Below are 17,238 nucleotides of genomic sequence, written 5' to 3'. Positions count from 1 at the left end.
TATGAAAACTGCAGAAATTCTGTTTTTCGAACGACCATTTCCAAGTGCCAATAGCATCGTGATTCAAGACCAACAAACATTTTTAATTGATACAGGCTTTGGTAGTGATGTGATACGAACGGAGAAACTGTTATCTGATGCTGGTATTTTACCAAAGCAGTTAAATGGCATCATTAATACACATTATCATAGCGACCATGTTGGGGGAAATCATTATTTTCAACAGCACTATGACCTACCGATTGCTGCCCATCTTTGGGAAGGGGAAATGGTGAATCGCTGTGATTTAGAGTCTTGTGGTGCTCAATATTTAGATCAGCCTGTCGAACAATATGTCGTTCAACAGCTCCTTGTAGATGAACAAGAAATGACAACGGGGAATAGTGCTCTTCAGGTTTTACATACACCTGGGCATACATTAGGACATATTGCTTTATACGAACCAAAACAGCAGATTTTAATTTGTGGTGATTTATTTCAATACAATGATGTAGGATGGTTAAATAGTTTCCGCGAAGGTACAAATAGCGTAAGGCGTTCTTATGAAAGTTTAGAACGGCTCGCACAACTATCCATAAAAATTGCCTATCCTGGTCATGGACGAGCTATCGAAGACCCATTAAAAATGATGGACAAAGCGAGAGAACGACTTGAAAAGTGGATGGAGGCTCCTGAAAAAATGGCCTGGCATGCATGTAAGCGCATCTTTTCTTTTACACTGATGTTGAAAAATGGGTTAACAAGCAAGGAGATCACGCCTTATCTACTAAGCTGTGGCTGGTTTCACGATTTTGCTGTTCATTCCTTCCGCTTAAATCCTATAGAATTTGTCCAGCCTTTATTGGATGAAATGATCCGCTCTAAAGCAGCCATCTGGCATCACGATAAATTAATGGCGACCGCACCATATGAAGCACCAGATCCAAAATGGATAGATGAGGATTGGAAACCAAGTATTTGGACAAAATAACTGTGCAATTTTGTACTATAATGTTTTAAATAATAGATGTAATAATTCAAAGAGATAAACTTGAAAGGGAGTTTGCTTCTTGAATATTACATCTTTTTTAATGTACTGTTTTATTATTACGGTTACACCAGGACCAACTAATATTGTCATTCTAGCAACAACACAGAATTATGGTATGAAAAAAGGTTTACATTTTTCCTATGGTTCTACGATTGCATTTTTCATGCTACTCGTATTATCAGCTTTTCTCAATACATTGTTTTCAACATGGATTCCAAATGTTTTGTTCATCATGCAAGTTGTTGGTACAGCCTATATGCTCTATCTTGCTTACCAAATATATACTATGGATACGACTGATGCGAGTGAAAATAAAGCAGGCAATTTCTCCACAGGGTTTTTGATGCAGTTTTTAAACCCGAAAGTCGTATTATTTACAATGACAGTTATCCCAAGCTTCGTTTTACCTTATTATGATTCGACTGTCGCGTTATCCTTAAGTGTACTAGGGATTACCTTTATTGGTTTCATTGCTTTCTTATTATGGGTATTATTTGGCGCAATCTTTAAACAATTTTTACAAAACCATAAAAAAGTAGTCAATGCTTTTATGGCCATCTGCTTGGTTTATGCAGCCATCATGATTTGGATTTAAAAGAGGTGAAAACAATGCAAAGTTTTACATATAAAAAAATGGAGGGCATTACCGCATTAAAGGCTAGTTTTACGGATTTTAAATACAAAAAGCATGCCCATCAAGAATATGCATTTGGTGTCACGCTAAAAGGTATTCAGCACTATTATCTAGATGGAAATCTACAGCTCTCACATCAAAACGGTGTGATGTTTTTTAATCCAGAACAAGTTCATGATGGGATGGCCTATAATCATGAGGGACTGGAATATGTCATGCTTTATATTGATCCAAATTTCTTTTTAGAAGCAATTCAAAAGAAAGATTTTATCCGTTTTGAGAAGCCCATTATCTATAATCATCATCTCAAGCAACATCTACTAAATCTGTCGGACGCCATTTTAACAGAAAAAAATTCCCTATTATGCAACGAATTATTTTTACAGTTATCTGACAGCTTAGTAGAACAAGATTTTAGTGCTTCATTGAAAAAGGATAGTTTTGTAATGAACAAAGCTAAAGAAATTATCCATTCCTATGCTGATAACATATTGAAGCTAGAAGATATATGCGAGGAGCTACAATTGACGACATTCCAATTCATTCGCTTTTTTAAAAAGCACACAGGGATCACACCTTACCAATACTTTTTAAATTGCAAAGTAGAACGTGCAAAATTGATTATCGAGCATACAGCCGATATTTATGCGGCAGTTGCACAATGTGGCTATGTGGATCTCACCCATCTCAATAAGCAATTTAAACGAACTTTTGGCATCACAGCTTTTGAGTACCAATCCTTAGTTCATCATAAATAGGCTACAATGAAATTGACTATTGATAGAATTATATGGTAAATTAAAGCTACTTATTAGGAACGGAGGGTGAAGAATTTGAGCCATTGTTTATTTATTAGAAACGCAAACCTCATAATAAATAAACAAGAAGCTAATTTTCACCTATTATATAGTAAATCCACCACTCTATGATGTTCTATAACTAGAGTGTATAGTTTTATTGCGCAAAGATGCTTCTGTTTATAAACAGAGGCATCTTTTTTGTTTTGATCAAATTTAAGGGTGATGCATATGAACAACTAACAATGAAAGAGTAATCAAGAACAACGAAAGGAGCATCTATCATGATAGAAATTCAAAACCTCACCATCAAGACGATGAAAGAAAGTCGGACGTTAATCGATCATCTGCAGCTTAGTATTCAAAAAAAAGACAAGATGGTCATCATAGGGGAAGAGGGGAACGGCAAAAGCACCTTACTGAAGTGTATTTACAATGAACAATTAATTGCTGATTATTGTACTTATGAAGGGAAGATAATTAAAAATGATTGTTCACTGGGCTATCTTTCACAGGAGCTATCGAAACATGAAAAAAAGTTGACCATTACTGAATTATTTTCAGAAAACAATTGGCCAAAAGAAATGTTGAAGGCAATGGATGAATTTCGGATTGAATCCTTTGTTTCAGACAAAAAGATAGCTGATTTTTCAGGAGGGGAACGATTTAAATATCGCTTTTTAAAATTACTCGCTATGAATCCAGATGTTCTTTTATTAGACGAACCAACAAATGATTTGGATATTGGGACAATCAAGTGGCTGGAAAAATTTATTCAAAAAACGACGAGACCTGTCATTTTTGTATCCCATGATGAAACCTTTATCAAGCATACAGCTAACGCGATCCTTCATATTGAACTAACCCATCGCAAGCAGCTACCTAACTATACGTTGACGAGAGAGCCCTATGAAACCTATCTTTCCCATCGAGAAAACAATTTGCATAAGCAGGAGCAAATAGCGAGAAAGCAAGCAGCAGATTATAAAAAGCAAATGAAGAAATGGCATGATGTTTGGCATAAGGCAGAGCATCAGCATCGAAATGTTGCACGGTCAGATCCTAGACTACAAAAGAAAGTCAAGTCATTAAAAAATCAAAAGAAACGACTAGATAAAGAAACAGAAAATTTCCTAGAGATACCCAATGTAGAAGAGGCAAGCGAATTTCATTTTGACCCCTCGATCCATGTGCATCGCCACAAAAAAATTCTAGAGCTGACATTAGATAAACTGCAAATTGCCAATAAACAATTGGCCCAAAATATAAAGTTATCCATCAATGGCGCTGAAAAAGTGGCGATTATTGGGGAAAATGGGATAGGAAAATCAACTTTATTAAAATGTATAGTGGCTTCATTAAAGGAACAATCCTCGTTAAAAATTGGATATATGCCACAAAATTATGAGGATGTATTGGACGCAAATCAATCACCGATTCAATTTCTAGTGACGAATGGTGATAAAAAGGCCATGACAAAGGCTTTTACCCTTTTAGGTAGCATGAAATTTACACCTGATGAAATGCAGCAAACGATTGGGCAATTGAGTGGGGGACAAAAAGCAAAGCTACTTTTAGTCAAAATGATGTTGGAGCGTTGCGAGATTTTAATTTTGGATGAACCAACCAGAAATTTTAGTCCTTTGACGACACCTGTCCTTTGCCATGCTTTAGCACAATATGGTGGGGCCATCATTAGTATTTCGCATGATCGCCGCTACTTACAAGAAGTCGCCACGACCATTTACGAATTAACAGGGGAAGGATTAATTAAAAAATAATGACAACAAAAAAGTCGCATTCCTGTAGTTCAGGAATCGACTTTTTGTAAAAAGAATTTATGTAAAACGCATTGAAATATGAGTAATATTATGATAAATTTATATAGATAGACATTGTATAATTAATACACCGCGCATTATCCCTATCTTAATTATACAATACAATCTATTCTTTCGTCAACACTTTTAATTTTAATTTTTTTGAGGGGTGGTTGCGATGAAATCAGCAGGGGCACAACAGCAGATTGGGGGAAAAATAAACGAAGCAGCTCAATTCTTTGAGACAATCAAAGGCTTCCTAAACATGTGAATGAAATTGAAAAAGATAAAGAAAGTAGGACGGATACTATATGTCAGAGAAAACCATTTCAGTTGAGACAAAAGCGCCATACGGCATGATTGCCATATTATTTATCGGGGCCTTTGTTGCTATTTTAAATGAGACTTTACTCAACATTGCGCTACCAGCCATTATGGACGAATTCGATGTGAATGCTACTGCGGTACAATGGCTTTCAACAGGCTATATGTTGATTAACGGTATTTTAATTCCCGCCAGCGCGTTCTTCATTCAACGCTTTACGGATAAAAAGTTATTTATTACAGCGATGGCTCTGTTTACTTTAGGTACATTTCTAGCTAGTATTGCGCCTACATTTGGTGTGTTATTAGCAGCACGTATGATTCAAGCTGCAGGCTCAGCGATCATGATGCCTTTATTAATGAATGTTATGCTGACTGCATTTCCAGTTGAAAAACGAGGAGCCGCAATGGGGATGTTTGGTCTTGTCATGATTACGGCTCCAGCAATCGGCCCGACGCTTTCTGGTTGGTTAATCGAGCATTACAGCTGGAGAATGTTATTTGATCTTGTGCTACCAATTGCTATTTTAACTTTAATTTTTGCGGCCTTTAAATTAAAGGATGTGACACCACAACGTGCCATTAAGCTCGATGTGATTTCTCTTATTCTTTCAAGCATTGGATTTGGCGGCTTGCTTTATGGCTTTAGTTCCGCTGGTGAAAAAGGATGGGATCATATCCTTGTATATGGAACAATTATTATTGGAACACTTGCTTTAATTACCTTTACCCTTCGTCAGCTACGAATGGATGAGCCAATGCTTGAGTTTCGTATTTTCAAATATCCAATGTTTGCTTTATCCTCAGCCATCTCCATCGTCATTTCGGTGGCGATGTTCTCGGCTATGATTTTAATGCCTATTTACGTACAAACCATTCGTGGTATTTCACCAATGGATTCAGGTCTACTCATGCTACCTGGTGCCATTGTGATGGGCATTATGTCGCCGATTACAGGGAAGCTCTTTGATAAATACGGGGCAAGAAGCTTGGCTGTATTTGGCTTAATCATCACCATCGTAACGTCGTATTACTTCAGCAAAATTAGTATGGATACGGCTTATTCTACATTAGTGCTTCTATATACATTACGTATGTTTGGGATGTCGATGGTAATGATGCCCGTGATGACAAATGGTTTGAATCAGCTACCAGCGCACAATAACCCACACGGCACAGCCATGAACAACACATTACAGCAGGTTTCGGGTGCGATTGGTTCTGCGGTGCTGATTACGATTATGAACAATAAAACAACGGCCAAGGCAGAGGAATTGGCTGCAGGTGCGATGAACAATATGAGTGCCAATGCAGCACAGGCTACGACACAATCTGCCAGCGAATTAAAGCAGCAAATCTTAAACGAAGCCATGCTACATGGTATTAATTATACGTTCTTCCTATCTACATTGATTGCGGCGATCGCACTCATACTAGCTTTCTTTATTAAGCGAGTTAAGCCTAACTATGATAATCACACAGGTGGGGAAGTTGCTGGAAAGCAAGTAGAGGAATAAATGCAAAACGGGTGTTGCTCAACTGAAGCAACGCCCGTTTTTTATTAAGGGATGTTATATAGAGGTGGGGGAGTCTAGAAAGTATAAAAAAGGCATTTCATCCAAAAATGAAACACCTTTTCTAGTAGTTATTGAGCTAATCGTTGGATAAAAGCATCTAATTGGGCCAATGTGACATTGTCGTTCACACCGAATGTGCCGTCACCTTTACCTACGGTTACTTTATTCGAAGCAAGGATCGCTACATAATTATTTGCCCAATGTGAGCCTGGAACATCAATAAATTGTTCAGCTGTTCCTTGCTGTGTTAAATGAAATGCTTCCACTAAGACTTTAGATAGTTGCCCACGTGTCATTGGAGAACCAGGATTGAATTTTCCATTATCATCACCCGTAAAAACGCCCATTTTTTTAAGTGCCTCTGCAGCACCTGCATATTTAGATGATGGCTTAATATCTGGGAAACTTGAATTTGTATTACTCGTATCTAAATGTAATTTATTGGCTAATCGAAGAGCTACCTCTCCACGCGATGCATAAATACTAAAGTCAATTTCCGCATCTTTTACTTCTCCATAATCAGAGAAGTTGGCAATACGTTTTGCCCCTACATAACGTGAACCCCAATAGTAAGGGTCATTGACTGTATCTACCTTAACACCGGAACTTGTAGTAGCTGAAATGAAATTATTGTCACCTATGTATATGCCAACGTGTGAAACACCGCTTCCAGAAGTATTAAAAAATACGAGATCACCCGTTTTTAAATTGTCTTTTGAGATTGACGTACCTTGCTGGTATTGAGCTTTAGATGTACGCTCTAATGACATGCCTAGCTTAGAAAAGACTAATTGCGTATAGGCTGAGCAATCCACACCTGTCTTAATATCTGTTCCTCCATATTTATAAGGAGCACCAATATATGCTTTTGCTGTAGTAGTTATATCTGTTATTGTTGCCGCTTTCGCATCATGAATACCAATACCTGTAAAGAACATAAACGATGCGAAAATGGGTAGTAACCATTTTTTCTTCAATTCTATCTTACTCCTTTCAAAAAGCTATCGCCTTTGAACTAAAGTAAGAATAGCATGAAATAGGGTAGAGTTATTTTTCAATAATATTACCGATTACCCCTAAACACCAAATTTGAAACCTGAATTTTAATTGTGTAAAACTTTTGCAATAATAATGGGCAATTTTACTAAAAATATATGAAATTAATGGATTTATAGGGACATAAGTGCTTTTTTTATATTTTATCCAATTCTGTGAACCGTAAAATTTGTGGAATGATATTTACTAATAGTTATAATGTGAAAGCATCTACGTTAATAGAAACCTTTTTTCAAAATGGGAAAATAAAGTTGGCAAGATGTTAGTTAAAATTGTATCACAGAGGTGTATTATGCAATTATTTGGATTGTTTTATGACACGATTAATTCCTGTAATCGTCGACCGCTTTGTATTTTTAGAGATTAGTTATGCCAAAGCTTTTGAAGCGATGGTCCATTTTCAATCAATACAGAGTGGAACTTGAGGAAGATTAGGCGTCACAAAACCAGAACTCATTCTTGAGCGAGTATCTGGTTTTCTATTTTAGGACTTATTCAATATATTATCTAGTATTCTCCCAGTAATGGGCATAAAGAAATGCAGGATAAAGCCACCTAAACAAACCGTTAATAATGTACCGATACCGATTGGGCCTTTACAAATGATCGCCAACACTAAGAATAAGAGGTAAATAGCTGTTCTTGAGAAAAAAATCGTTTTTTTCGTTAATTCTTTAATAATTAAGGTTAGTCGATCTACAGGAATTGGCGCAAAATTTGTATGTAAATAGGTTGCCGTTCCTAAACCAACTACAACCAATCCTATGACAAAACAAACGGCTTGGCTATACCAAATATCAGGGGTTATAACATCGTGGAATAAAAATAACCACATATCGATCCCTATACCCGTAATAAATGCGGTGATCAATCCTAAAATTTCTGGCCTTTGTCTAGCTAACAGGGAATTACTACATATTAATAGGAGCGCTAAAATGATTTCCCAACTTCCTACAGTTAGCCCCACATTTTTAGATAATCCTACGAGAAGAGCATCAAAAGGTGATGTGCCGAGGTTAGATTGAATCGTGAGCGAAATACCTAGCGTTAAAATTAAAATGCCCACTACATAAAAGACATATTTCAAATAAAAGACCTCCTCTCATTAATTTTATTGCAAATACAATAAAATTACGTTAAATTGACTATATACTCTTTTTATTGCATTTACAATATAAAATTTAAAAAGAGTTTACGACAAAGGAGTGAAATCAATGACTATTAAATTAGAGAAATGTCAACAAGCAGATTTAAAAAAGCTACAAGCAATAAGTATTGAAACATTCCATGATACATTTAAAGATCAGAACTCTCCTGAAAATATGAAGGCTTATTTAGAGCGTGCCTTTCATGAGCAGCAGCTAGAGAAGGAGTTAGCCAATATGGATTCGGCGTTCTATTTTATCTATTATGAGGAAGAAATAGCTGGCTATTTAAAAGTAAATGTCAATGAAGCACAATCCGAACTAATGGGTGCTGAGTCATTAGAGGTGGAAAGAATTTATGTTCGACATCAATATCAAGGAAAAGGGCTAGGCAAATACCTTATGAATAAAGCAATAGAGGAGGCTGTGGCTCAAAACAAAAAAAGCATTTGGCTGGGGGTTTGGGAGAAAAATGACAGTGCCATCGGTTTTTATCAGAAAATAGGCTTTGTCCAAACAGGAGCCCACTCATTTTATATGGGTGACGAAGAACAAATCGATCTTATCATGACCAAAACACTAGCCTAAAATTTTTATGGCAGAAACGTTGATTCACAACATTTCTGCCTTCTCTTTTAATTGCTTCTATTTTTCTTCATGGCCGCAGCCACCGCATCAGCATGTGGATCTTCCTCTTTATAGAGCTCATTTATAATATTGGCGTAATCACTCGCATTACGATTTTGACTTAATTTATAGGCAGCTTGCACTTCTTCTACCTTTATTTTAAACCCTTTTATTCCTTTCATTTCTTGCTGCAGAAGCTCCGGAGATAGTTTATCCCACAAGACAGGATTTTCACGGAATGATTCATATTTTTCAAGTAAGCTAGACAAATCTTGTTCTAAGTCTTTTCCTTCCATGACATTTGCTTTTCCATAAACATGGACAGCTTGATAATTCCAGGTTGGCACATTTTCATGCTCATACCAAGAGGAAGAGATATAGGCATGTGGACCATTAAATATCACCAGAATGTCATGCACCTCCTCAAAGGTCTTCCATAATGGGTTGCCATAGGCTAAGTGACCTGTCAGATAATAGTCATCCTCGATTTTTTTCAGGAGTACGGGGATATGAGCTGCTATTGGCTTACCTTTTCTAATTGAAACAATTGTTGCAAAGGCATTATGCTGAATAAATTCTTTGATTTCTTCTAAATCCGTTACTTTGTAATACTTAGGAACATACATGGAAATCTCTCCTTATACATAAAATCATCGCGAGTTTTTGGAATAAACAAATAATTGTGTATGGACGTCTTTACATTTTCTACTCAACAATGTAGATTTTATTATAATCAATTACTGGCACCTCTTAAAAGTGCCAATAACGCTATTTCCAAAGGAGCCAAGAAACCATGCTCGAAATGACACCAAACCTGAATAGTGAAGAACCGCTTTATCTTCAATTATATAACTATATAAAAGCTGAAATCCAAAATGGCAATATCTCAGCTCAAAGCAAATTGCCGTCTCAGCGTAGTCTAGCTAAACATTTACAGATTAGTCGCAACACGGTAGATGCAGCTTACCAGCAGCTCCTTGCAGAGGGCTATGTGGTTAGTAAAGAACGAGAGGGACTATTTGTGGTCGATCTTGAAAAAGGTTATTTCCAAGCAAACCCTCATCATTTTGAACCTCAATTAACAACTCAGCAAAAACAAGAACGACCCGCTATTAAGTACGATTTTAATTATGGGGATATTAATTTAAAAGATTTTCCCTTTAAAATATGGCGTAAATTAACGATGCAAAGCCTTGATGAAGAACAGGCTCAACTGCTTTTATACGGAGATCCACAGGGCGAGCTTGAATTAAGGAATTATATGGCAAGCTATCTTTATGAAGCTAGAGGGGTGCAATGCAGTGCAGACCAAATTGTTATTGGTGCAGGCCTGCAGTTTCTTATGGGCATCGTATGTAACTTAATTGGGCGAAATGAACTTTTTGCTATGGAAGATCCAGGTTATTATCGCGTTCGCCATCTGTTTAAAGATAATGCTATAAAGGTGAAACCAATCTCTCTTGACAATCACGGGATTCATATCGACCAATTAAGGAAAAACAAAATAAAGGCTGTTTATGTTACGCCCTCCCATCAATTTCCCCTTGGAACGGTTATGCCTATCTCAAGAAGATTAGCATTACTAGAGTGGGCAAAGGAAGAAAATGCTTATATCATCGAGGATGATTATGATGGGGAATTTCGATATGCTGGAAAACCGATACCTGCTCTACAAGGATTAGATTCGAATGATCGGGTCATCTATATGGGCACCTTTTCAAAATCTTTGATTCCCTCTATCAAACTAAGCTACATGATATTATCAAGAAAATTAATCAATATATTTCATCGCAACAATTACTATGTTCAAACTGTATCGAGACTCCATCAGCATACGTTACAACTATTTATGGAGAGTGGGTATTGGGAGAGACACTTAAATAAAACACGCAATAGCTATAAGCGAAGATATGAGGCTTTACTTAAGGCCATTCATCAAACTTTTGGGGAAAATGTGAAAATATATGGGGCTAGCAGTGGCTTACATATTTTACTAGAACCAAATAATAAGATGTCTGAAGAGGAATTGATTGATACAGCAAAAATGGCTGGCGTTCGGGTCTACCCAACATCCATTTTTTATGCAAACCCCTCGATCTTACAGCCCGCAAAAGTTTTACTTGGATTTGCTAACCTAGCGGAAGATGAGATTGACACGGGCATTAAGCTATTAAACAATGCTTGGTTTGATAGGTGTCATATGTTGTGAATCTTTCAAAGTTCTATTTCCACATTTCTTGTATATACATAGTAGCGATAGGTGGGAGGGGGATTTTCATGCAATTTTATTATGGCAATCAAATGCCGTTACGTGTATTAGATGAAGCTGAATTTTGGAAGCATCAAGAAGAGGAGCATACAGTAGTAATAAGAGAGCTTGTAAAAGATTTGGAGCAGCAATATGTCGATGCGTTAAAGGAATGGGAAAAAGCTTTCGCTCAAACACATCAGCAAGTTGTAAGATATATAGAAACAGTCAATCGTTCACAGGGACAAGTTTCCCCAGCCTTGTTTCAGGATATTTTACAGCTAACTACCTTCTGTCTACAACAGAGTGATCAATTTATCCAGTTTTGTCGAACTCTAATGGAAGAAAGTCAACCGATAAGCGCCAATCCGACAGCTAAAGTTGTATTAAATCATATCATTGTTGAATCCGAATATTTTATCGGAATTGCTCAAATCATTTTATACCAACAGAAATAATAGGTTTTAGCGTGGGAAAAATGGAGTTTGGAGAAAGGACACTTGCCACACTCCATTTTTAGTTCGCTAGTTCCATCACCATATTAACTATTGGGAATTTTCTCTTTATACTTAAAAGAAAGGAGACTTAAAGAATAATTCTTCAGTGTATCTGTGTTAACAAAGTCATTTAGAATACTTTCAATTGAACTACAATGTTGATTGATTAAATTAATTTCTTCTATATAAATTGAATCAATCAAAACTTCTCTTAATGTTTTAAATACTACTTTTTGCTCATTAAATAAATAAACCAATTCAAATCTAGCGTTCACTATTAAGGTGGTAATCTCAGGGAAAACAATTCGATCCTTTAATACTTCAAGAATGGAATCCACGGATTTTACTCCTTCAATAGCCTGTATAGATGAAAAAACACCATTTAATAGCTCTTCAAAATCAACCTTCATTCATTTAAATCCTCCATCAATCTTAAATCCTTTCTGATAATAACATTTTTTTAGAAAAATTTTAATGATTAATATTTTCCTTCAATAATGTGGAAGGACTGTTTAAAAATTTCTAGATACCGCTTGAAATTAATTTTTCAAAATAATAACAAACTAAAACTCCTATAAGGCGTTATGATTCTTTGTTCAGATTTTGTTCAAACTTAATATGCTACTATCTCAAAGGGTGAACAATATGATGTAAAGATACATCTGAATGGGAGCTTGGTAATGAAAAAATATGATTATTGTAATTATAGCCATGCGATTAGTGATAGTTTTTTCATTCAATAACCAGCCACAAATCATACATAAAAGAGGTTTTAAAAGTTACCTGAAAATTCGTGCTATGCTCCCCATTAGGTAGACAGATTAAGAAATAAAATCTGTTTATCTAAGGGGCGTTTTTATGTGGCAAAGCAAGTATCCAATCGAACTAAAACTACAAATCCTTCAATTGTTTGAAGAAGGTCACTATTGTGTGAACGGTTTTCATTCAATCTTCAAACTTTTTATAGCTCAAATATGAGGCTGGTGGATGTGGAGGATAAAAGAAGCTAATTCATGAAAATCCTTTTCAAAAAGGTGAAATTAGTAGTTGTTGAAGACTATATTCAGGGAAATTATTCAAAGATGAGTGTTGATGAATATGAAATTAGCAGTACTTCCGTTTGAAAAAAAGTAGGTAAAAAAGTATACTATTCATAGTGGATGAAAAGATTCAGGTAAAAGGATGCGTTCAACTATGACGGATGGGAATGAAAAAAGTACAAGAATCGGCTTTATGAATCAATTAAAGACATTTAAATTAATAATAAATGCTAGTTTACGAATATACAGCGAAGAAGGAAAGGGAACAACAATTGTCGTTTTATTACCAGAGGGTGGTGGCACATGAATATAATGATCGTTGATGATGAAAAATTAGCCATTGATATTTTAACGATCATGGTTAAACAACTTACTCAATTTCAGATTAACATTAAGGGGACATTTACAAATTCAACTGAAGCCCTCCATTTTCTTGAAAAAGAAAAGATTGATGTAGTGTTTTTAGATATTGAAATGATTGACACACACGGTATGCAACTTGCGAAGCAACTACTACACAAGCAACCATCCTTACAAATCATTTTTGTGACGGCTCATACCCAATTTGCAGTGGAGGCCTTTGAAGTAGAGGCAACAGATTATTTATTAAAGCCTGTACATGAAAAACGACTTATTATAGCGTTAACAAAAGCACAGAAAAAAATGGTCGTCGCTGCGGTACAATGGGAGGAGAAGGAAAACTCATTATATGCGCATACTTTAGGCAGTTTTTATTTATTGGACGTTCAACATAATGTGATGAAATGGCGTACAAGAAAAGTACGTGAACTTTTTTTATATTTATTATTTCACCAAAAAAGGCCCATGTTAAATGCCGTCCTTTTAGAGGAATTGTGGCCAGATTTGAACTTTGAAAAGGCAGCAAGTAACTTACATACAACTATTTATCATTTAAGAAAGATATTAAAGGACAATGGCTTACAGAATCCCATCCTATTAGTCAATAATCATTATAAATTAAATGCAGTCATTAAAACGGATTATGATGAGCTCAATCAATTATTAGAGAAGGACCAACATGATGAGAAATCCATTCAGCAGTTATTGAATTGCTATGAAGGGGATTTTTTAGTGGATGAAGAGTATTTATGGGTTAATCAAATCAGGCTTCGCTTAAAGCAAGCTGTCTTACATGTGCTTGAACAGTATACGGCTCGTACAAACGCTGACCATGCTCTATTAAAATATAATTGCTTACAAAAGCTATTAGAGCTTGATGAATACAATGAACATTATATGTTTCAATTGTTGGAATTCTTAATTCAGCATAATAGGAAACAGGAATGTTTAAAATTCTATAAAACTATAGAGGCGAAATTAGCTGAAATTGACCTCTCTGTGCCAGAAAAGATTAATAGAACATATAACGAATACTTACTCAATCTATAATGGATGAAAGATCCGTTATACAAACAATTTGAAATAAAAGAGGCAAGCGAAAAGGATTGGGAAAAATTAAATTCCCAATCCTTTACATATACCAAGGCAACAAATCCTCCATCTTCTTACCTGGCTTACTTGCTTTATCTGTTACGATCCATGTGCCATCTTTCTTTTGCAGTTCATATTTTACATTTGTTCCATCCGCCCTTTTAAAAAGCATATAGCCTGTATTACCTTTGATAAAGGTGACAGGGTCTATGACATTTTTGTAGGGTATCTTTCGCTCAGGAAATAAAATATTGGTGGCTATTTCCTCTGCAATTGCAGCAAGGGGTTTCATGTCATTATTGATTTCAGCTTGGTATTGCAATTGATCGTATCTATAGGAAATATACGATGACAAGTCCAAATCAATGCTTTGCTGTATATCTGAAAGTGTTGCGCGATAGAATGCATCTATTGCTTTTTCTATATCATCCGCCTCATGTTTATAGCGAAGTGTGCTGACACCAGTTGGACTGACTTCAAACGTAATGATTTCCTTACTATTGGGTGGGGAATGTGCATGTCCAAAGGTGGTGACTTCAACGTTAACTTTAAAGCCAAATTGACTTTCTCTGACAATCTTTAAAATTTTCACATCATATAAGCCATACTGCTTAGGATAGCCGTAGTAATGATCAATTTCCTTTTCTATATATGGATTAAGGATTGTGATCAATGTGTCAGCAATCAGTTTCTCATCAGTTTGTTCACTTTGTGCATACATCTTACTGGGCAGCATCAAAATAGTTACGATAGCCATTAAAACATAAGTGATTTTTTTCATGGAATAGGAGCCTTTCTGTAGGATGATACTTTATAGGATGCGCCAATCACAGTAAATTATCGAGCATTTTTAAGAAAGGGAGGGGATACGTTGCGAAAAATAATGATGCCCTTTATATGTATGCTTTTGTTATTTCCAACAGCATCTTTGGCGTCAGAACCTGAAGGCTTAGTATGTCCAAATCCAGATGTATTGATGAAAACCACGGAGAAAGACAAAGATGAGCTTATTCAATCATTGGCTGACATCATTCCAAAAGTATATGGCTCAAGTCCTGAGTATCAGGAGTGGCAAATTGAGGTGATAAAACCTATGCCATTATTAACTGGCATGGAGGAGAATTACTATAAAATGGCGATGAACTTCTGTGGAGAAAATGTGGCGAATCACTCCTGGTTTGTTCGACTAAGGTTTCCAAGATTACTCCCAGCGCAAAGTGCATCTCTTGGGGAGCTATATATTGTGAAAGAAACAAATAATAAATGGGTCCCTTGGTTCCAATATCATTAAAAAAGAAGAATCCATAAATTGGATTCTTCTCTTCACTACATAGCTATCGTTTTCGTTGCCACGGCTTGTTGAAATGCCTGGTCATGCTCAACTATCACCATTGTGAGATGAGCGCTTTGAATAAGCTCTTCAATCTGCATACGTGAATAGATATCAATAAAATTGAGTGGTTCATCCCAAATATATAAATGAGCTTTCTCACACAAGCTTTTAGCAATCAGCAGTTTTTTCTTTTGTCCACCAGAATAATGAGAGATGTCTTTCTCAAATTGAATTCGCTCAAAATCCATCTTGCGCAGGATTGATTTAAATAACGTCTCATCAATACCATGCTCTTCAATAAATTCCGATAATAACCCCTTCAAATGGGATGTATCCTGTTGAACATAGGAAATGACCAGACCTGAAGCTAATTTAATGGCGCCTGTATGTTGGATGGGCTTGCCTAGAATAAGTTTTAGAATACTACTTTTTCCGCTTCCATTTTTGCCATCTATAACAATGCGATCACCTTGTGCCACTTGGAAGCTAATAGGCTTATTCACGATATGGTCATCGTACCGAATCGATACATCCGTGACAACAACCATTTCCTTTGATGGACATGCCAATGGCTCTACTTTCAATGACTCGGTTTTTTCAACATTTTTTAGCAGTTTTGATTTTTCCTCAATAGCTCTTTGTTGTCTGGATTCTAGGTTCTTTGCTCGTTTCATCATCTTGGCTGCCTTATGTCCAACAAAGCCTTTGTCCAGCTTGGAACCTGAATTGGTTGTCCCGTTTTTGGAGGCTTCCACTTGATTAGACCAACCTACCGAACGCTTTGAGGACTGTTTTAATCGGTCGATATCTTTTTGCAGTCGTTGATTGGTTGCTTCTTCATGTTCCTGCTGTCGATCAAAATTGAGCTTCCAAGATGAGTAATTACCACTTTGAACGTCAATATTGGCTCTATTGATCGATAAAATATGGTCAACGCAGCCATCTAAAAAGCTTCTGTCATGCGAAATTAAAATAAATCCTTTTTTCCTACGAAGATAATCTGAGACCGTCTTTCGTGCATCCGTATCGAGATGATTGGTAGGTTCATCAATTAATAAAAATTGACCCTCTGTCAAAAATAACGCCGCAAGCAGCACCTTTGTTTGCTCACCGTTGGATAATGTTTTAAAAGGACGATACATAACCTCCGCATCTACATGTAGATAAGCTATTTCACGTAAACATTCCCAATCCTCTGCCTGAGGGCAAATTTCTTCAAAAATTTCGTGTGTATATTTATTTGGATCCGAAACGGGGTAGGGGAAATAAGTAAAGTCTACGGAAGAGATGATTTTTCCGCTATACTCATAATTGCCTAATAGCAACTGAAAGAATGTTGTTTTACCTCGTCCGTTTCTCCCGATAAATCCAAGTTTCCAATCCGTGTCGATTTGGAAGTTTACCCCTTCAAAAATATTGTCAAAGCTACTTGGATAAGAAAAAGTTAGGTTTTGTACTTGTATCATGGACATGATAATTCCTCCTTTGTATTGCAATAGTTTTCCTTTTCATACAAAGTCGGTCTATCCATCTATGCTTCATTGCTCCGTATAAGTAGATGGATATTAACGACTTATACGGAGTATTACATGCGTCACAATAGTATCTGAATCGCTCATATTATCTCTCTCCTTTACGAGTAGATGAAAGGTACAGAT

At 36.2% G+C, this 17,238-nt stretch carries 17 protein-coding genes; 11 read left to right on the top strand and 6 right to left on the bottom strand.

Annotated features, from left to right (window positions below; translation table 11 throughout):
• The first annotated feature begins 1 nt into the window (after position 1).
• From ACEVFT_RS15765 to ACEVFT_RS15745, 5 genes are all read left to right on the top strand, one after another.
• Entirely contained in the window at positions 2-970 is a 969-nt protein-coding gene (locus ACEVFT_RS15765; RefSeq protein WP_342443686.1) for an MBL fold metallo-hydrolase, read from the top strand.
• Between the two features lie 79 nt (positions 971-1,049).
• Positions 1,050-1,625 (top strand): LysE family translocator, encoded by a 576-nt coding sequence (locus ACEVFT_RS15760; RefSeq protein ID WP_342440500.1) that lies wholly within the window; start codon positions 1,050-1,052, stop codon positions 1,623-1,625.
• 14 nt (positions 1,626-1,639) lie between these two features.
• The gene (locus ACEVFT_RS15755) at positions 1,640-2,422 is read left to right on the top strand and encodes a helix-turn-helix transcriptional regulator (RefSeq protein WP_393950666.1); all 783 of its coding nucleotides are present in this window, start codon (positions 1,640-1,642) and stop codon (positions 2,420-2,422) included.
• A 323-nt stretch (positions 2,423-2,745) separates the two neighbouring features.
• Positions 2,746-4,242 (top strand): ATP-binding cassette domain-containing protein, encoded by a 1,497-nt coding sequence (locus ACEVFT_RS15750; protein WP_393950665.1) that lies wholly within the window; start codon positions 2,746-2,748, stop codon positions 4,240-4,242.
• 350 nt (positions 4,243-4,592) lie between these two features.
• Positions 4,593-6,122 (top strand): DHA2 family efflux MFS transporter permease subunit, encoded by a 1,530-nt coding sequence (locus ACEVFT_RS15745; protein WP_393950663.1) that lies wholly within the window; start codon positions 4,593-4,595, stop codon positions 6,120-6,122.
• Between the two features lie 128 nt (positions 6,123-6,250).
• Here ACEVFT_RS15745 and ACEVFT_RS15740 read toward each other — a convergent pair whose 3' ends face one another.
• Together ACEVFT_RS15740 and ACEVFT_RS15735 are read right to left on the bottom strand one after the other, a co-directional pair.
• Positions 6,251-7,159, bottom strand: coding sequence for a C40 family peptidase (locus ACEVFT_RS15740; RefSeq protein WP_393950662.1), 909 nt, complete (start codon positions 7,157-7,159; stop codon positions 6,251-6,253).
• 563 nt (positions 7,160-7,722) lie between these two features.
• Complete coding sequence (locus ACEVFT_RS15735; RefSeq protein ID WP_393950661.1) at positions 7,723-8,325, bottom strand: YczE/YyaS/YitT family protein; 603 nt, start codon at positions 8,323-8,325, stop codon at positions 7,723-7,725.
• Positions 8,326-8,452: 127 nt separating this feature from the next.
• On the opposite strand from ACEVFT_RS15735, the gene paiA reads away from it, so the two are divergent.
• Positions 8,453-8,971, top strand: a complete 519-nt coding sequence (gene paiA / locus ACEVFT_RS15730) for a spermidine/spermine N(1)-acetyltransferase (RefSeq protein WP_393950660.1) — start codon at positions 8,453-8,455, stop codon at positions 8,969-8,971.
• A 47-nt stretch (positions 8,972-9,018) separates the two neighbouring features.
• On the opposite strand, the gene ACEVFT_RS15725 is transcribed toward paiA, so the two are convergent.
• The gene (locus ACEVFT_RS15725; RefSeq protein ID WP_393950658.1) at positions 9,019-9,636 is read right to left on the bottom strand and encodes an FMN-binding negative transcriptional regulator; all 618 of its coding nucleotides are present in this window, start codon (positions 9,634-9,636) and stop codon (positions 9,019-9,021) included.
• A gap of 167 nt (positions 9,637-9,803) precedes the next feature.
• Between ACEVFT_RS15725 and pdxR the strand changes: the two genes are divergently transcribed.
• Together pdxR and ACEVFT_RS15715 are read left to right on the top strand one after the other, a co-directional pair.
• Positions 9,804-11,219, top strand: coding sequence for a MocR-like pyridoxine biosynthesis transcription factor PdxR (gene pdxR / locus ACEVFT_RS15720; RefSeq protein ID WP_393950657.1), 1,416 nt, complete (start codon positions 9,804-9,806; stop codon positions 11,217-11,219).
• Positions 11,220-11,287: 68 nt separating this feature from the next.
• Complete coding sequence (locus ACEVFT_RS15715) at positions 11,288-11,716, top strand: DUF2935 domain-containing protein (RefSeq protein ID WP_393950655.1); 429 nt, start codon at positions 11,288-11,290, stop codon at positions 11,714-11,716.
• 83 nt (positions 11,717-11,799) lie between these two features.
• Here ACEVFT_RS15715 and ACEVFT_RS15710 read toward each other — a convergent pair whose 3' ends face one another.
• Positions 11,800-12,165, bottom strand: a complete 366-nt coding sequence (locus ACEVFT_RS15710; RefSeq protein WP_342440510.1) for a hypothetical protein — start codon at positions 12,163-12,165, stop codon at positions 11,800-11,802.
• 784 nt (positions 12,166-12,949) lie between these two features.
• Here ACEVFT_RS15710 and ACEVFT_RS15705 point away from each other — a divergent pair.
• Together ACEVFT_RS15705 and ACEVFT_RS15700 are read left to right on the top strand one after the other, a co-directional pair.
• Positions 12,950-13,102 carry a hypothetical protein gene (locus tag ACEVFT_RS15705; protein ID WP_393950653.1) on the top strand — a complete coding sequence of 51 codons (153 nt, stop codon included), beginning with the start codon at positions 12,950-12,952 and terminating at the stop codon, positions 13,100-13,102.
• The gene (locus ACEVFT_RS15700) at positions 13,099-14,205 is read left to right on the top strand and encodes a response regulator (RefSeq protein ID WP_393950652.1); all 1,107 of its coding nucleotides are present in this window, start codon (positions 13,099-13,101) and stop codon (positions 14,203-14,205) included. Before ACEVFT_RS15705 ends, ACEVFT_RS15700 begins: the two co-directional genes overlap by 4 nt.
• Positions 14,206-14,287: 82 nt before the next feature.
• Here ACEVFT_RS15700 and ACEVFT_RS15695 read toward each other — a convergent pair whose 3' ends face one another.
• Positions 14,288-15,028, bottom strand: a complete 741-nt coding sequence (locus ACEVFT_RS15695; protein ID WP_393950651.1) for a DUF3888 domain-containing protein — start codon at positions 15,026-15,028, stop codon at positions 14,288-14,290.
• Positions 15,029-15,118: 90 nt separating this feature from the next.
• Here ACEVFT_RS15695 and ACEVFT_RS15690 point away from each other — a divergent pair, with 90 nt between their 5' ends.
• Positions 15,119-15,538 carry a hypothetical protein gene (locus ACEVFT_RS15690; protein WP_393950649.1) on the top strand — a complete coding sequence of 140 codons (420 nt, stop codon included), beginning with the start codon at positions 15,119-15,121 and terminating at the stop codon, positions 15,536-15,538.
• A gap of 35 nt (positions 15,539-15,573) precedes the next feature.
• Here the strand turns inward: ACEVFT_RS15690 and ACEVFT_RS15685 are convergent, their stop codons facing one another.
• Positions 15,574-17,052 (bottom strand): Lsa family ABC-F type ribosomal protection protein, encoded by a 1,479-nt coding sequence (locus tag ACEVFT_RS15685; RefSeq protein ID WP_342440515.1) that lies wholly within the window; start codon positions 17,050-17,052, stop codon positions 15,574-15,576.
• Positions 17,053-17,238: the final 186 nt, after the last annotated feature.

Source organism: Lysinibacillus sp. PWR01 (assembly GCF_043359455.1).
GTDB classification, from domain to species: Bacteria; Bacillota; Bacilli; order Bacillales_A; family Planococcaceae; genus Lysinibacillus; species Lysinibacillus fusiformis_F.
This window is presented reverse-complemented; position numbering and strand designations above follow the sequence as displayed.

Coding starts and splice junctions, on each gene's coding strand:
- ACEVFT_RS15715 (WP_393950655.1), top strand. CDS start 11,288: ATGCAATTTTATTATGGCAATCAAATGCCGTTACGTGTATTAGATGAA.
- ACEVFT_RS15700 (WP_393950652.1), top strand. CDS start 13,099: ATGAATATAATGATCGTTGATGATGAAAAATTAGCCATTGATATTTTA.
- ACEVFT_RS15750 (WP_393950665.1), top strand. CDS start 2,746: ATGATAGAAATTCAAAACCTCACCATCAAGACGATGAAAGAAAGTCGG.
- ACEVFT_RS15725 (WP_393950658.1), bottom strand. CDS start 9,636: ATGTATGTTCCTAAGTATTACAAAGTAACGGATTTAGAAGAAATCAAA.
- ACEVFT_RS15765 (WP_342443686.1), top strand. CDS start 2: ATGAAAACTGCAGAAATTCTGTTTTTCGAACGACCATTTCCAAGTGCC.
- pdxR (WP_393950657.1), top strand. CDS start 9,804: ATGCTCGAAATGACACCAAACCTGAATAGTGAAGAACCGCTTTATCTT.
- ACEVFT_RS15745 (WP_393950663.1), top strand. CDS start 4,593: ATGTCAGAGAAAACCATTTCAGTTGAGACAAAAGCGCCATACGGCATG.
- ACEVFT_RS15755 (WP_393950666.1), top strand. CDS start 1,640: ATGCAAAGTTTTACATATAAAAAAATGGAGGGCATTACCGCATTAAAG.
- ACEVFT_RS15685 (WP_342440515.1), bottom strand. CDS start 17,052: ATGTCCATGATACAAGTACAAAACCTAACTTTTTCTTATCCAAGTAGC.
- ACEVFT_RS15710 (WP_342440510.1), bottom strand. CDS start 12,165: ATGAAGGTTGATTTTGAAGAGCTATTAAATGGTGTTTTTTCATCTATA.
- ACEVFT_RS15705 (WP_393950653.1), top strand. CDS start 12,950: ATGACGGATGGGAATGAAAAAAGTACAAGAATCGGCTTTATGAATCAA.
- paiA (WP_393950660.1), top strand. CDS start 8,453: ATGACTATTAAATTAGAGAAATGTCAACAAGCAGATTTAAAAAAGCTA.
- ACEVFT_RS15695 (WP_393950651.1), bottom strand. CDS start 15,028: ATGAAAAAAATCACTTATGTTTTAATGGCTATCGTAACTATTTTGATG.